The organism is Actinosynnema sp. NPDC002837 (assembly GCF_040295345.1).
Lineage (GTDB): Bacteria > Actinomycetota > Actinomycetes > Mycobacteriales > Pseudonocardiaceae > Actinosynnema.
In genome coordinates this window covers 38,662-52,651 of the sequence record NZ_JBEOVG010000031.1, presented here as the reverse complement: position 1 = coordinate 52,651, position 13,990 = coordinate 38,662, and the positions used below count along the sequence as shown (strand labels likewise).

General features: G+C 72.6%; 17 protein-coding genes. 10 read left to right on the top strand and 7 right to left on the bottom strand.

What is annotated here, in order from left to right:
- Nucleotides 1-195: 195 nt before the first annotated feature.
- Together ABTZ99_RS21870 and ABTZ99_RS21865 are read left to right on the top strand one after the other, a co-directional pair.
- On the top strand, nucleotides 196-639 hold the full coding sequence (locus ABTZ99_RS21870) for a hypothetical protein (RefSeq protein WP_499613404.1): 444 nt from the start codon (nucleotides 196-198) through the stop codon (nucleotides 637-639).
- A gap of 37 nt (nucleotides 640-676) precedes the next feature.
- Nucleotides 677-1,111, top strand: a complete 435-nt coding sequence (locus ABTZ99_RS21865) for a ferritin-like domain-containing protein (protein ID WP_230570292.1) — start codon at nucleotides 677-679, stop codon at nucleotides 1,109-1,111.
- Nucleotides 1,112-1,724: 613 nt separating this feature from the next.
- On the opposite strand, the gene ABTZ99_RS21860 is transcribed toward ABTZ99_RS21865, so the two are convergent.
- From ABTZ99_RS21860 to ABTZ99_RS21845, 4 genes are read right to left on the bottom strand one after another with little or no spacing between them, the layout of a single operon-like run.
- Nucleotides 1,725-2,480, bottom strand: a complete 756-nt coding sequence (locus ABTZ99_RS21860) for a hypothetical protein (RefSeq protein ID WP_499613402.1) — start codon at nucleotides 2,478-2,480, stop codon at nucleotides 1,725-1,727.
- A 25-nt stretch (nucleotides 2,481-2,505) separates the two neighbouring features.
- Nucleotides 2,506-3,513: an aminotransferase class V-fold PLP-dependent enzyme gene (locus ABTZ99_RS21855; protein ID WP_498780701.1), complete on the bottom strand. Its 1,008-nt coding sequence runs from the start codon at nucleotides 3,511-3,513 to the stop codon at nucleotides 2,506-2,508.
- 7 nt (nucleotides 3,514-3,520) lie between these two features.
- Nucleotides 3,521-4,000, bottom strand: coding sequence for a DUF4442 domain-containing protein (locus tag ABTZ99_RS21850; RefSeq protein ID WP_498780699.1), 480 nt, complete (start codon nucleotides 3,998-4,000; stop codon nucleotides 3,521-3,523).
- Between the two features lie 41 nt (nucleotides 4,001-4,041).
- Nucleotides 4,042-4,827 (bottom strand): SDR family oxidoreductase, encoded by a 786-nt coding sequence (locus tag ABTZ99_RS21845; protein ID WP_499613399.1) that lies wholly within the window; start codon nucleotides 4,825-4,827, stop codon nucleotides 4,042-4,044.
- A 49-nt stretch (nucleotides 4,828-4,876) separates the two neighbouring features.
- Here ABTZ99_RS21845 and ABTZ99_RS21840 point away from each other — a divergent pair, with 49 nt between their 5' ends.
- Nucleotides 4,877-5,284, top strand: coding sequence for a YjbQ family protein (locus tag ABTZ99_RS21840; RefSeq protein WP_498780695.1), 408 nt, complete (start codon nucleotides 4,877-4,879; stop codon nucleotides 5,282-5,284).
- On the opposite strand, the gene ABTZ99_RS21835 is transcribed toward ABTZ99_RS21840, so the two are convergent.
- Nucleotides 5,180-6,211: an ABC transporter permease gene (locus ABTZ99_RS21835; RefSeq protein ID WP_498780693.1), complete on the bottom strand. Its 1,032-nt coding sequence runs from the start codon at nucleotides 6,209-6,211 to the stop codon at nucleotides 5,180-5,182. The genes ABTZ99_RS21840 and ABTZ99_RS21835 overlap by 105 nt on opposite strands.
- Nucleotides 6,212-6,338: 127 nt before the next feature.
- Here ABTZ99_RS21835 and ABTZ99_RS21830 point away from each other — a divergent pair, with 127 nt between their 5' ends.
- The 3 genes from ABTZ99_RS21830 to ABTZ99_RS21820 are packed head-to-tail and all read left to right on the top strand — an operon-like array spanning nucleotide 6,339 to nucleotide 8,664.
- Nucleotides 6,339-7,256: a DUF8017 domain-containing protein gene (locus tag ABTZ99_RS21830; RefSeq protein ID WP_498780691.1), complete on the top strand. Its 918-nt coding sequence runs from the start codon at nucleotides 6,339-6,341 to the stop codon at nucleotides 7,254-7,256.
- Entirely contained in the window at nucleotides 7,253-7,954 is a 702-nt protein-coding gene (locus ABTZ99_RS21825) for a DUF8017 domain-containing protein (protein WP_499613394.1), read from the top strand. The genes ABTZ99_RS21830 and ABTZ99_RS21825 overlap by 4 nt, the downstream gene beginning before the upstream one ends.
- Nucleotides 7,951-8,664 carry an HAD family hydrolase gene (locus tag ABTZ99_RS21820; RefSeq protein ID WP_498780687.1) on the top strand — a complete coding sequence of 238 codons (714 nt, stop codon included), beginning with the start codon at nucleotides 7,951-7,953 and terminating at the stop codon, nucleotides 8,662-8,664. The genes ABTZ99_RS21825 and ABTZ99_RS21820 overlap by 4 nt, the downstream gene beginning before the upstream one ends.
- 87 nt (nucleotides 8,665-8,751) lie before the next feature.
- Here ABTZ99_RS21820 and ABTZ99_RS21815 read toward each other — a convergent pair whose 3' ends face one another.
- On the bottom strand, nucleotides 8,752-10,497 hold the full coding sequence (locus tag ABTZ99_RS21815) for a proline--tRNA ligase (protein ID WP_498780685.1): 1,746 nt from the start codon (nucleotides 10,495-10,497) through the stop codon (nucleotides 8,752-8,754).
- A 140-nt stretch (nucleotides 10,498-10,637) separates the two neighbouring features.
- Here ABTZ99_RS21815 and ABTZ99_RS21810 point away from each other — a divergent pair, with 140 nt between their 5' ends.
- On the top strand, nucleotides 10,638-10,991 hold the full coding sequence (locus ABTZ99_RS21810) for a VOC family protein (protein ID WP_499613391.1): 354 nt from the start codon (nucleotides 10,638-10,640) through the stop codon (nucleotides 10,989-10,991).
- A gap of 321 nt (nucleotides 10,992-11,312) precedes the next feature.
- Nucleotides 11,313-12,050 carry a peroxide stress protein YaaA gene (gene yaaA, locus ABTZ99_RS21805; RefSeq protein WP_498780681.1) on the top strand — a complete coding sequence of 246 codons (738 nt, stop codon included), beginning with the start codon at nucleotides 11,313-11,315 and terminating at the stop codon, nucleotides 12,048-12,050.
- Between the two features lie 3 nt (nucleotides 12,051-12,053).
- Here the strand turns inward: yaaA and ABTZ99_RS21800 are convergent, their stop codons facing one another.
- On the bottom strand, nucleotides 12,054-12,299 hold the full coding sequence (locus ABTZ99_RS21800; RefSeq protein WP_498780679.1) for a hypothetical protein: 246 nt from the start codon (nucleotides 12,297-12,299) through the stop codon (nucleotides 12,054-12,056).
- Between the two features lie 86 nt (nucleotides 12,300-12,385).
- Between ABTZ99_RS21800 and ABTZ99_RS21795 the strand changes: the two genes are divergently transcribed.
- Complete coding sequence (locus ABTZ99_RS21795) at nucleotides 12,386-13,333, top strand: helix-turn-helix domain-containing protein (protein WP_498780677.1); 948 nt, start codon at nucleotides 12,386-12,388, stop codon at nucleotides 13,331-13,333.
- A 66-nt stretch (nucleotides 13,334-13,399) separates the two neighbouring features.
- Nucleotides 13,400-13,936 carry a hypothetical protein gene (locus ABTZ99_RS21790; protein ID WP_499613386.1) on the top strand — a complete coding sequence of 179 codons (537 nt, stop codon included), beginning with the start codon at nucleotides 13,400-13,402 and terminating at the stop codon, nucleotides 13,934-13,936.
- Nucleotides 13,937-13,990: the final 54 nt, after the last annotated feature.

The window sequence follows — 13,990 nt, the reverse complement described above, 5'->3', positions numbered from 1 at the left end:
GACTATCTCGTTCGGCGGGCTCCCACGTGCCACGGGCGAAGGCGGCACGTGGGGTGGGTGGGGTCGGTGGGGGTGGGTGGGGTCGGTGGGGGTGGGTGGGCGGATGGATGGGTGGGTGGATGGGTTGGGGTGGGAGGTGCGGTGGGGTTGGTGCGGCCGGGTTGGTGCGGTGCGGCTCTGGCAGGATCGGAACACGTGATCGGAAGAACGGCGTTCAGCAGGCGCGCGGTGCTGCTGGCGACGGCGACGGCGCCGTTGGCGGTTGCGTGCACCACACCCCCTCCCCCTCCGCCGCCACCGGACCCGCTGGCGGAGCTGGTGAAGGCGGCGCTGTCGGACGCCGCGCTCGCCACGGCGGTCGGAGCGCCCGAGACGGCCGCGGCGCGAACCGAGCACGCGACGCGGTTGCAGGCTGAGGTCGACCGGGCGACGCCGCGGGTGCCGGGGTCGTCGGTGGTGCCGACGACGTTGCCTTCGGTGGCGCCGCAGGCGGGGGCGACGCGGGAGGCGTTGGCGCCGGCGTTGCAGGCGGCGCAGAAGCAGGCGGCTGAGTTGGTGGCGAAGGTGGAGACGCACCGGGTGGGGTTGGTCGCCTCGGTGGCGGCCGGGTGCGCGAGCCTGGTGGAGGCGCTGTCGTGAGTGGCACGGGCGCTGTCGTGAGTGGTGGGGGTTTGTCGTGAGCGTGGACGCGGTGCAGGACGCGTTGGCGGCGGAGCACGCGGCGGTGTGGACGTACGGGCTGGTCAGCGCGTTCATCTCGGTGCCGCAGCAGTCGGCGGCGGTGGCGGACGGGGCGAACGCCCACCGGGCGCGGCGGGATGTGACGGAGCGGTGGTTGCGCGATGCGGGCGCGACGCCCAGGCCTCCGGCAGCGGCCTACCTGCCGCCTCAGCCGGTGGACAGCGCGGCGTCGGCGATCGCGGCGTTGATCACGGTGGAGACGGATGCGTGCGTGGCTTGGCGCGGGGTGTTGGAGCGGACTGATGACGCGGCGCTGCGGACGTCGGCGTTGGACGCGTTGACGGTGTCGGCGGTGCGGGCGACGCGGTGGAGGAAGGTGGCAGGGGTTACGCCGACATCGATCGCGTTTCCTGGTGCGGGGGTCGGTTGAGGTTGGTTGATGGTCGGCGAGATGTAGGAGCCTCAAAGATCAAAAGAGTCCTCGCCGGACGGGCAGATCAGCAGGATGACGACCGGTGGGTGGGTACGCGCCGGGTCCGTTGTGGGTCGGGTTTCGTGTCATCCCACCGACCTCCCTACGGGCTACCACACGTATCAAGGGGGGCGACATCAGTGAACGCCGAGGTATAGGTCGGACAGCGCCCCCCTTGACACGCGCGGTAGGGCGGAGCCAGGTCGGCGGGATGACACGAAGCCCTTCGTTTGGGGGGAGGGCGAGCGTGACGTGGCCCCTGGTTGGGGGGTGCGCGGTGCGGTGGGTGCGGTGGGTGCGGGCGGTGCGGTGGTGCGGGCGGTGAGGTGGTGCGGGCCGAGTGGGCGGTGCGGGCCGAGTGGGGGTGCGGGCCGAGTGGGGGTGCGGGCCGAGTGGGGGGTGCGGGCCGAGTGGGGGGTGCGGGCCGAGCGGGCCGAGCAGGCGGTGCGGGCCGAGCAGGGGTGCGGGCGGTGAGGGAGTGCGGGCCGAGCGGGTGGTGTGGTGGCGCGGGGTGCGGGCCGGGGGCGGCGCGGGCGGTGAGGGGCCTGGTGGGCCGAGGTGTGGGGGTTGGTTAGGCGTTCAGGTCGGCGGCGAGGCGGAAGGCGTCGTTGCTGATTCGCTTCATCAGCTGGTTGTGCGCGGTCTCGTCGGGGCCGTGTTTGACCGAGTCCGATTCGATGATGATCACGTCGCGGTCTTGCAGGCGGGCGGCGAAGCCGCCGTTGGCCAGGGTGGTCAGGTTCGGCACGCGGACGGCGCCGTCTTTGACCAGGTCGTTGACGTTGCCGGTGCCGTCGCGGGTGGTCAGGTCCTTCAGTTTGGCGGCGTCCTCGGGTGTCTTCATCCGCACGATTGACACGGACGTGTAGACCTTCACCCCGTCAGGGGTGGTCGTCGTGTACAGACCGCGCGTGAGTTGTTGGCACGGCGTGTTGGTCAGGAACGTCTTGGTCTGCCCGTACGCGTGCGACGCGCAGTCGCTGTCCTTCAGCGGCTCGGGGACGTCAGGCGACGCGGCGAAGGAGAACTCCCCCGACGGCGCGGACGTGGTGGTGGGGGTGCCGGTGGGAGTGTTCTTCGGCATCACGACCAGCCACACCAGGCCGGACACCACCGCCACGCCGAGCAGGCCGAGGCCCTTGAGCACCATCCCGCGGCGCGGGTGCGCCGTGGGAGCGGCGGGCCCGCGGCGTGGCGGGGGCGGAGGCGAGCTCAGCAGCGAGTCCAGCTGCCCGATCTCCGACCGCCACAGCGGGGCGGTGTCCGACGGTCGGACGGGCGGGATCCGCTGCGTCACCTCTTCGGGTGATTCGGGAGGAACCGACACAAAGACCCACGGTAACGGAAGCGGGTCAGCTGAGCGCCGTGAGCACCTGATCGACATCCTCGGCGGTGTTGTAGAGGTGGAAGGCCAGGCGGACGCGGCCGGCTCGGATGCTGGACCGCACGCCGGCCGCCGCGAGCCGGTCGGCGGCGTCGGGGAGGTCGAGGGAGACGATCGCGGTTCCGCGGGGAGGCAGGTCGAGGCCGGTGAGCAGGGCGTCGGCCAGGCCCACGTTGTGGTCGCGGACCGCCCCGAGGTCCAGCGAGGCGAGGTGGGGGAGGGAGACGGCGGCGCCGAACTGGGACAGCAGGACCGGGGAGAGGTCGAGGCGGCGGGCGTCGGGGGCCAGGCGGAGCGGGAGGCCGTAGACCGTGCTCCACGGATCGTCGCCGGCGTACCAGTTGGCCGCCACGGGCACCGTGCGCTCCAGGGCCGAGGGAGAGCACGCCAGCCAGGCGCAGCCCCGTGGCGCCATGAGGAACTTGTAGCCCACGGCGACGACCCAGTCGGCCCAGCCCAGGTCGAGCGGTAGCCAACCGATCGCCTGGGAGGCGTCCAGCAGGACCGGCACGCCGGTCGCGCGCAGGCCGTCCAGGTCGACGACGCGACCGTCGGCGGACTGCACGACGCTGACCGCGACGAGGTCGTGCGCGCCCGCGTGGGCGACGATCTCGTCCAGTTCGACTTCGGTGACCCGCAGGCCGCGGGCGGCGAAGGGGAACGTCAGGCTGGTGAACTCGCCGCGGGCGACGAGGACCGAGGCGTCGGCGGGCAGTCCGGCGGCGACGAGGGAGACGAGCTGGGAGCCCGACGCGCCCGCGGCGACGCGGTCGGACGGCACGCCGACGAGCCGGCCGAACGCCTCGCGCGCCGTCGTCACGTGCTCGTCGACCGCGCCCGGCCCGTCCGCGCCGGCCGACCACCGGCGCACGGCGTCCGCGACGGCCGTGGCGGCGGGGGTGGGAGGGACGCCGATGCTCGCGGTGTTCAGGTAGCCGAGGGGGACGTCGAAGGTCGTGCCGAAGGCTGAGCGCATGGGGTGATCACACGGTCTCGGCGACCCCGTCGTCCACCGAATTGCGGTTCTTGCGGCGGGCGTAGACCTGCTTGCGGGTGCGGGCGACGACCTCGCCGGCGGAGTCCACGACGTCGGTGGAGAACCACAGCAGGGCCTTGCTGTCCGAAGCGGCCCGGGAGCGCAGCTCGTCGAGGTGCTCGTCGGTCAGGTGGAACTCGGCGTGGACGGTGCCGCGGCCGGGCTTGACGAACTCGATCTCGCCCGCCCGGTCCCACACCAGGTGCTCGCGGCCGAGGTGGTGCAGCACGAGCAGCATCCAGAACGGGTCGGTCATCGAGAACAGCGAGCCGCCGAAGTGCGTGCCCACGTAGTTGCGGTTCCACCAGTGCAGCCGCATCCGGACCTTGGCGTGGCGGTAGTCGTCGGACAGCTCGACCACGCGGATGCCGGCGAACAGGAACGGTGGCCACAGGTTCATGCCGCGGCGCAGTCGGGATGCCTTCACGGCGACTATGTTACCAGCGGGTAATAGTCGGTCGGGTGGAATCAGTGCAGGGTGATGACGTTCTTCGTCACCTTCGAGGCGGCGTCCGAGCAGAGGAACGCGACCACGTCGGCCACGTCCTCGGGCTGGGAGACGTCGTGCGCGGCGCGCACCGCGTCGTTGACCCAACCGGTGTCGGTGACGCCCGGTTTGACGACGTTGGACGTGATGCCGTGCGGCCACAGCTCGGCCGCCGCGGACATGGCGTAGTTGTCCAGCGCCGCCTTCGCCGCGCCGTAGGACACCTCGCTCGGGAAGCCGAGCGGGCCGCCGGAGGTCAGGCCGACGATGCGGCCCCAGTTGCCGCCGCGGGCGATGTGCCGGCGGGCGAACTCGGCGATCAGGAGCGCACCGGCGCGGGCGTCCACGGCGAACTGCGCGTCGAACGTCTGGGGCGTGACGGCCTGCAGGACGCGGCCGAACTGGTCGGTCTCGACGGCCAGGAACGTGTCCTGCACCCAGCTGGAGGCGTTGTTGACCAGGATGTCGACCGGCCCGAAGAGCTTCTCCGCGGTGTCGAAGAGCGTGCCGGGCGCCAGCGGGTCGGTGAGGTCGATCTCCAGAGCGTGCGCCTTGCCGCCCGCCTCGGTGATGGCGGCGACCACGTCGGCCGCGTCCGACTCGCGGGCGGTGAAGTACTCGCGCGGCAGGCTCGGGTCCGGCGCGGGCGCGAAGCGCAGGAACGAGATGAGGACGTTGACGCCCCGGGCGGCGAGCGCCTTGGCGGTGGCCGCCCCGATGCCCTGGTTGGCCCCGGTGACGATCGCGGTGTGGATCACGTACGGCATCGTGCCTGATCGGGCGGCGGTGGCGCACCGCGATTTAAGCTCTGGAGGCATGCGCAGCGAAGAGATCGAGATCCGCACCGGCTCGGCCGAGGTCGTCCACGATCTGACCCGCGCCTGCGAGGACTTCCTGGCCGGCGTGGACGGCGACGGCCTGCTGCACGTCTGGGTGCCGCACGCGACCGCTGGACTGGCGGTGCTGGAGACCGGCGCGGGCAGCGACGACGACCTGCTGGCCGCGTTGCGCGAGCTGCTGCCCGCCGACGGGCGGTGGCGGCACCGGCACGGGTCGCCCGGTCACGGCCGTGACCACGTGCTCCCCGCGCTCGTGCCGCCCTACGCGACGATCCCGGTGCTAGGCGGTGTGCTGGCGCTCGGCACCTGGCAGTCGGTCTGCCTCGTCGACACCAACGTCGACAACCCCGTCCGCAAGGTCCGGCTGAGCTTCCTGGCCGGGTAGCAGCAGGACGGCCAGACCCGCGACGGCAAGTCCCACGAACACCCAGACCTGGGCGGTGTCCAGCGACCCACCGTGGAGCAGGGCGCGCACGCCCTCCGTGGAGAAGCGGAACGGCGTCCAGGACCAGAGCAGGGTCCGGTAGACGGGGTCGATCAGCTCCGGCACCTGGCCCGCGACGGCGGGCGCGATCAGGTACAGCGGGCCGAGCAGGGCCATCGCCCGGATGCCGAGCAGCCTCAGCAGCGCGCCCTGGACCAGCGCGAACGCCGCACCGACCAGGGCGAGGTAGCCGAGCACGGTGGCGGTGAGGGGCAGGGACGAGTCCCACAGGGCGAACAGGCCCGCGACCACCGCGACGCCGAGCACGGTCGTGGTGGCGACGCCCGTGAGCCGGCCGATCAGGGTCGGCTTGCGGACCACCACCGTGAACGCCGCCGCGGCGATCAGGCCGGTGATCCACAGCAGCGCGCTGGCGGCCGGCGGCGCCGTGCGACCGGCGGCGGACGCCGGGTCGAGCGTGACGACCTTCGCCTCCATCCCGGCCCCTTGGACGACGCCGCCGAGCACCTGCTGGGCGACCTGCGTGCCGGACGGGTTCACCGCGCCGGACAGCAGCACGGTCGCGCCGCCGGGCGCCAGCTCGAGCACCCCGTAGACCTCTTGGCGGGAGAGCAGCTCCCGCGCGTCGTCGGGAGTGGTCACCCGCCACGAGACTTCCGCCACGTCGCTGCCGCCCACCTTCTCGGCGACGCCGCGCAGCTGCGGTGGCGCGTCGGCGCCCACGGCGACCGCGAGCGGCACCGCGTCGGGGTGGACCGTCGCTTGGACGCCGAACGTCAGCAGGCCCAGCACGAGCGCGATCAACGCGCCCGCGACGGCGGTGGCCACCGCGATGACCGACGGCGGCCGGTCGTGCAGTGCGGCCATGGTGCCCTCCTAGGTAGTTCATCAAGTGTTGAATTAGAGGCTACGACCGACCGCCCACGGAAGTCAACGCGCGCTGAATTGATCGGAGCGGTCCGGGGCGCGAGCGGCACCGGGTACGGTTTGGGCCGTGACTTACCCAGGTGACGGGCAGTCCGGCTGGGGCGGCCAGCCCAACCAGGGCGATTGGGGCCGGCAGGACCAGGGCTACCCGCAGCAGGTCTTCCCGCAGAACTACGGCGGTTCGTACGGCGGTCTCGGCGTCTTCTCGGGCGGCGAGGAGCCCCCGCCCGAGAAGAAGAGCAAGGCCAAGCTGTGGCTGGTGATCGGCGCGGTCGTCGTCGTGCTGGTCGGCGGCGGCGTGACCGCGTACGTGCTGACCAGGCCGGACGCCACGCCGCCGGTCGCGCAGAACACCACGACGAGCAGCACGTCGACGACCACGACCACCACGGCGAAGACGACGCCGTCGACCCCGCCGAACGCCACCTGCGAGCCCGTCAAGCAGGGCTGGAACTGCCTGCCGGTGACCGCCCTGTCGTACAGCTACGACGTGCCCAAGGGCTGGTCGCCCGCGCAGGGCAGCGCGCCGGTCGAGGCGATGCCGGACGTGAAGCTGACCGGCCTCACCGTCAACGGCGCGTACGACTGCGGCGGCAAGGACTTCACCCGCGGCGGCGCGGGCGGTGTCGTGGTGCCGCAGACCGACCTCACCGCGGTGGCCAAGGACTTCGCCGAGAAGCTCGCCACGCAGTACTACAAGTCCGCGCCGAAGTCCGAGGTCAAGCTCGGCGAGCCGAAGCCGGTGAAGCTGACGAGCTCGCTGGGCGACATCGAGGGCGTGCAGGTCGACGCCACCGCCACCACGTCCGGCGACGAGTGCCTGGCCACCAAGGGCATGGTCAAGGTCCTGGTCCTCAAGGGGGACAAGGGCTTCCACGTGTTCATGGCGAACGGCGACCTCGAAGGCGGCCCGGCGGAGCCGAAGCCGCTGGCCGAGGCCGAGTTGCAGGGCATGGTCGACTCCGTGAAGCCGCTGAGCCGGTGAGCTACTCCGGACTGGGCGTCTACCAGCAGCAACCGCCGAAGCGGCCCAGCCGCGCGCCGCTGTGGATCGCGCTGGGCGTGGTCGCGCTGCTCGTCGTCGGCGGCGGCGTCACCGCGATCGTGCTGCTGAACTCCGACGACGGCCAGGCGGCGCGGCCCACCTCGACGTCGACCACGTCGGCCGCGCCCGAGCCGGACTGGCAGGCGGTGGAGGACGAGAAGGCCGGCCTGTCCTACGAGCTGCCGCCGTCCTGGGAGTCCAGCGGCGCCGGCTCGTCCGGGCGGGTCAAGCTGAGCACGACGTACGTGTCGCGGCCGTTCCAGTGCCAGGGCCGGAGCATGATCCAGGCGCAGGCGATGGCCGGTTCGGTCGTGCACGACGACCCGGAGCAGGTCGCCGCCGAGCTGGTGAACCGGATCGCCGCCGGCGGGTACACGGTGAACAACGCGCCGCCCGAGATCGGCGAGCCGCGCGTCGAGTCCGGTGACGACGGGGTGGTCCGGCTCAGCGTCGAGGTGACGCCCCAGTCCGCCAGCGCCTGCTACGCGCCCAAGGCCACGGTCAGCGCGGTGGCCATGAGCAACGGGTCCGAGGTGGCGGTGTTCGTGCTCAACGTCGCCGAGGGCGGGCCGCACGTGGCCGAAGGTCCCTCGGACGACGACGTGAAGCGCATCCTGGAAAGCGTGCGGCAGCCGTGAACACGTTGGTGCTGTGGGACATCGACCTGACGTTGATCGACGCCAGGGGCCTCGGGCACGACTGGTACCGCACCGCGTTGCGCGCGACGTCGGGCCTGGACCTCGTGCACGTGCCCAGCTTCCCCGGCCGCACCGAGCGCGCCATCACGCGCGAGCTGCTGACGGCGCACGACCTGGAGCCGACCGAGGAGCTGGTGGCCCGGCTGCACGCCGAGCTGATCGACGTGGCCACGCGGGAACGCGACCTGCTGCCGACCCGGGGGCACGCGCTCCCGGGCGCCTTGGCCGCGCTGAAGGCGTTGGGGGCGCAGGAGGACGTCGTGCAGTCGCTGGTCACCGGGAACCTCGTGGAGATCGCCCGGTACAAGCTGGCCGCGTTCGGGCTCGACGAGCACCTGGACTTCGAGATCGGCGGCTACGGCTCGGTGTCCGAGCACCGGCCCGCGCTGGTGCTGGAGGCGGTGCGGCTGGCCACGGCCAAGCACACCCGCGAGTTCCGGCCCGTGGTCATCGGCGACACGCCGCACGACGTGGACGCCGCGCTGCACCACGGCGCCGTCGCCATCGGCGTGGCGACGGGTCGCAGCGACGTGGCGGAACTGCGGGAGGCCGGCGCGCACGTCGTGCTGGAGGACCTGTCCGACACGGCGGCCGTGCTGGCCGCGGTGTTGAACGGCCGCTGCTCCGCAGACGGCGGCTCAGTCGCCTGAAAGTCGGTCGTCCACGCCCTGATCCCCCGACGATCGACGATCGTGATCGCGGGAGATCAGGACGCGAACAACGCGACCTCGCGGGAACTAGCCCTTGACGGCGTTCAGCAGGTGCTGGACCGCGTCGTCGACCGGCACCTCCACGCGCTCGCCCGTGCGGCGGTCCTTGACCTCGACCAGGCCGTTCGCCAGGCCGCGGCCGACCACCAGGATCGTCGGCACGCCGATCAGCTCGGCGTCGGCGAACTTCACGCCCGGGCTCGCCTTGCGGTCGTCCAGCAGCACCGCCAAGCCCGCCGCGGACAGCTCGCCCGCCAGCTTCTCGCCGCCCGCGAGCAGCGTCTCGTCCTTGCCGGCGACGACCACGTGCACGTCGGCGGGCGCGACGTTGCGCGGCCAGATGAGGCCGCGGTCGTCGTGGCTCTGCTCGGCGATCACGGCGACCAGGCGGGACACGCCGATGCCGTAGGAGCCCATGGTGATCCGGATGGGCTTGCTGTCCGGGCCGAGCGCGTCCAGCGAGAACGCGTCCGCGTACTTGCGGCCCAGCTGGAAGATGTGCCCGATCTCGATGCCGCGCGCGGCGACCAGCAGGCCCTTGCCGTCCGGCGACGCGTCGCCCTCCCGGACCTCGGCCACGTCGATCGTGCCGTCGGGGGTGAAGTCGCGGCCGACGACCAGGTCGACCACGTGGTGGTCGGCCTTGTCCGCGCCGGTCACCCACGCCGTGCCGCGCACCACGCGCGGGTCGGCCAGGTACTTCACGCCGTTGTCCTGGATCGCGGCCGGGCCGATGTAGCCCTTGACCAGGAAGGAGTTGCGGGCGAAGTCCGCGTCCTCCAGCATCGCCACCTCGGCGGGCTCGATCGCCGCCTCCAGGCGCTTGAGGTCGACCTCGCGGTCGCCGGGCAGGCCGATGGCCAGCAGCGACCAGTCCGACTCGCCGGGCGCGCGCGTCTTCACCAGGACGTTCTTCAGGGTGTCCGCGGCGGTGAAGGTGCGGTCGGTGTTGGCGTTGAGGAAGTCGACCAGCGTCTTGATGGTGGGCGTGTTCGGCGTGTGGTGCACCTGCGCCGCGGGGTGCGCCGCCGGGTCCTGCTCGGGGGGCGCGGGCGTGACGACGGCTTCCACGTTCGCCGCGTAGTCCGACTCCGTGCTGCGGACGAAGGTGTCCTCGCCGGTCGGCGCGACCGCCAGGAACTCCTCCGACGCCGAGCCGCCCATCGCGCCCGACGTGGCCGAGACGATCACGTACTCCAGGCCGAGCCGGTCGAAGATGCGGATGTAGGCCTCGCGGTGCCGCTGGTAGGACTCGGCCAGCCCTTCGTCGGCGAGGTCGAAGGAGTAGGAGTCCTTCATCAGGAACTCGCGGCCGCGCAGGATGCCCGCGCGGGGACGCGCCTCGTCCCGGTACTTGGTCTGGATCTGGTAGAGCGTGACCGGGTAGTCCTTGTACGAGGAGTACTCGCCCTTCACGGTGAGCGCGAACAGCTCCTCGTGGGTGGGGCCGAGCAGGTAGTCGGCGCCCTTGCGGTCCTTGAGGCGGAAGAGGTTGGGCCCGTACTCGGTCCACCGGTTCGTCGCCTCGTAGGGCTCCTTCGGCAGCAGCGCGGGGAACTGGATCTCCTGCGCGCCGAAGGCGTCCATCTCCTCGCGCACGACCTGCTCGATGTTCCGCAGCACCCGCAGCCCCAGCGGCAGCCACGAGTAACCGCCCGGCGCGACGCGGCGCACGTAGCCGGCGCGGACCAGCAGCTTGTGGCTGGGTACTTCGGCGTCGGCCGGGTCCTCGCGCAGGGTGCGCAGGAACAGCGACGACATCCTCGTGATCACGGTGGGTGCTCCTCGTGGGCGGGTTGTCCGGGAAAGGGTAGTGAACGTGCTCTGATCAGTTCCAACGGGTTAGGCCGGTGGGCGCGGGCGGCGGGCGTCCGGGGCGGGATTGTCGGTGGTCGTCGCTAGCGTGCCGGGCCATGACGCTCACCATCGGCATGATCACCATCGACACGACGGACCCGCAGCGGCTGGCGGACTTCTGGACCAAGGCGCTCGGCACCTCGATCCAGCACGACTGGGGCGAGTTCCTGGTCCTGGCGGCGGTGGGCGGCGAGGGCGGGCCGCAGCTGGGGCTGCAACGCGTCGACGACCCGACGCCGGGCAAGAACCGGGTGCACCTCGACGCCCACGTCGAGGATCGCGCGGGTGAGGTGGCCCGGCTGGTCGGGTTGGGCGCGACGGAGATCAGCGAGCACACCGTCCCGGGCCTGATCTGGACCGTCCTGGCCGATCCGGACGGCAACCAGTTCTGCGTCGGCCAGTCCGGCTGACCGGGGCGAGTAACCGGGGGCAGGTGACGGGGGGCAACCGGGGGCGGAGGGCAGGCGGCGGCAAGCAGCCCAGGAGGTGGGGGCACGCGGGCAGCGGCTGGAGGGCGGCGGCAGGCGGAGAGGCGACAGGCGACCAGCGGAGGGTGGCCGGCGAGGGCAGGTGCGGCGGGCGACCGGCCGGGGGGTAGGCGCGCGGGGGGCAGGCGGGGGCGAGTGCGGCGGGGAGCCGGCGGCGGGGATCTGGAGGCCGGTGGCGGAGCTGGTGTGGCGGGAGGGTGCGGCGGAGGGAGTGGCTGGTGGGGGCGCATAGGCTGGTCCCTCGTGTTGGTACTGCTCCCCCCGTCGGAGACCAAGGCCCCTGGTGGCTCCGGTGCGCCGCTCGACCTCGACCTGCTCTCGCACCCGGAACTCACGCCGGTTCGCGGGAAGCTCGTCGACGCGCTGGTCGAGCTCGCCGCCGACGTCCCCGCCAGCCTCGCCGTGCTCGGGCTCTCCGAACGCCAGGCCGGCGAGGTGGAGCGCAACGCCCAGCTGCGCCGCTCACCCACCCTGCCCGCGCTGGCCCGGTACACCGGGGTGCTGTACGACGCGCTCGGCCTGGACGCGTTGACGAAGACCGAGAAGTCACGGGCGTTCGCGCGCCTGTCGGTGGCCTCGGCGCTGTTCGGCGTGGTCGGCGGTGGCGATCCCATCCCCGCCTACCGGTTGTCGGGTGGCAGCGTGCCGCCGTCCGTCGGTCCGCTCGGCGGGTTGTGGCGCCCCGCGCTCGAACCGGTGCTGGCCGCGGTCGACGAGTTCGTCGTCGACCTGCGGTCGAGTCCGTACACCTCGCTGGCCCGCATCCCGGCCGCCGCGGTGATCCGGGTGGTCACCGAGGACGACAACGGGCGGCGCAACGCGGTCAGCCACTTCAACAAGGCGCACAAGGGCCGGCTCGCGCAGGCGATCGTCAAGTCGCGCTCCGAACCGGCCGACCTCAAGGGCTTGGTCAAGCTCGCGGGCCGGGCCGGGCTGCGGGTGGAGCCGACCGGCCCCCGGACCGCCGACCTCGTCGTCTAGCGGTCAGGCCGAGCGGACCGGGCGGGTCGAACGCACCGGCGCGACCGTGCGCCGGCGCACGGCGGGGCGGTTCGCGGTCGAGTGCGCGGCGATGGTGCGCAGGTCGGCCGCCACGCGCGGCACGTCGCGGTCGTCGGTGTCCGTGCTGCCCGCCAGGCGGGAGCCGAGGCCGAGTTGACGCCGGTGGTTGCGCTCCAGGCCGTAGACGACCAGTGCGACGACGGCGAGGGCGAAGAGGATCGAAGTCATGGCACTAACTGTGCGATGCGCAAGAAACTGCCACAACTGGCAGTCTTGCCGTTGTGCGTCAAAATCCTGCCAAGTACTGTGACGGCATGCTGCGCACCGTTGCGGCCGTCCTCATCGACGGCGCCACCCCGTTCGAGTTCGGCGTGCTCTGCGAGGTCTTCGGCGTCGACCGCACCGACGACGGCGTCCCGCTGATCGACTTCCGGGTCTGCGGCGAACGCCCGGGCGAACCGATCCGCACGGAGGTCGGCGCGTCCCTGATCGCCGACCACGGCCTCGACGCGCTGGCGGATGCCGACCTGGTCGCCGTGGCCGCCGCGCAGGTCCGCGACGAGTACCCGCCCCGCCTCCTGGAAGCCCTCCGCGACGCCCACCGGCGCGGCGCCACGCTGCTGTCGGTGTGCAGCGGCGCGTTCGTCCTCGGCGCGGCGGGCCTGCTCGACGGCCGCCGCTGCACCACCCACTGGCGCCACGCCGCCACGCTGGCCGAGCGCTTCCCCCTCGCCGAGGTCGACCCGGACGTGCTGTTCGTGGACGACGGCGACATCGTCTCCAGCGCGGGCACGGCCGCGGGCATCGACGCGAGCCTGCACGTGGTCCGCCGCGAGTTCGGCGCGGCCGCCACGGCGGTCATCGCGCGCCGCATGGTCGTCGCCCCGCAACGCGACGGCGGGCAGCGCCAGTTCGTCGAACTGCCGACGCCCCACCAGGCCGACAGCCTCCAGCCGCTCCTCGCCTGGCTCCAGGACCAGCTCGACCAGGAGCACACCGTCACGAGCCTGGCGGAGCGGGCCAACATGTCCGAACGCACGTTCGCCCGCCGCTTCGCCGCCGAGACCGGCACGACACCGCACCGCTGGCTCACCACCCAGCGGGTGCTGCGCGCCCGCCAGCTCCTGGAGGAGACGCGCCTGACCGTGGAGGACGTGGCCCACCGCTCGGGCTTCGGCACGGCGGCGCTGCTGCGCCACCACTTCACGTCCGTGGTGGGAGTGGCGCCGAAGGATTACCGCCGGTCCTTTTCGCACCGCTGACCGCCATCCGCGTGACCGAAGTCCGCGATTTGTCATCACTCGCGAGGGTGGTGACAGAATGACCGGGTGACCCCCGACACACCCGGCGACTCAGCGAGCACCACGTTCTCGGACCCGGTCACCGCGGCCCAGCTGCGGGGCGTCACCGAGGACCTGCGGACCGACGCGCTCGCCGCGCCGGAAGCCCTGAAGCGGGTGTGGTCCGGGGTGTGCCTGGCCCGGCTGCTCGGCCTGCGGCTCGCCCTGACCGACCCCACGTGGCAGCAGCGGCAGATCAACGCGGAGTCGGTGGAGCACCAGCTCGCCCGCGACCTCGGCACCTCGGCGACGTTCACCGACGTCGCCCTCTCGCTGCCCGACACCGCGACGCCCCTCCCGCTCGCGCCGGACGAGGTCGACGACGCGGTGGCCGCGTTGGTGGAGTTCAGCGGCACGGCCCGGCAGCGGATGCTGGCCGTCGCGCCGAAGGCGCCCCAGTGGCACGACGAACGCGTGCTGCGGCACGACTCGCTGGTGATCGCCCAGCTGGCCGCGGCCTGGATGGGCGAGCGCGGCAGCTACCGCGCGGAGTCGCGCCAGAGCGGCGGATCGTCCTCGCGGTAATTCGGTTGCGGCCGGGCCGGACGGCCCGGCAACCTGTGCACGTACGCGCAGAGC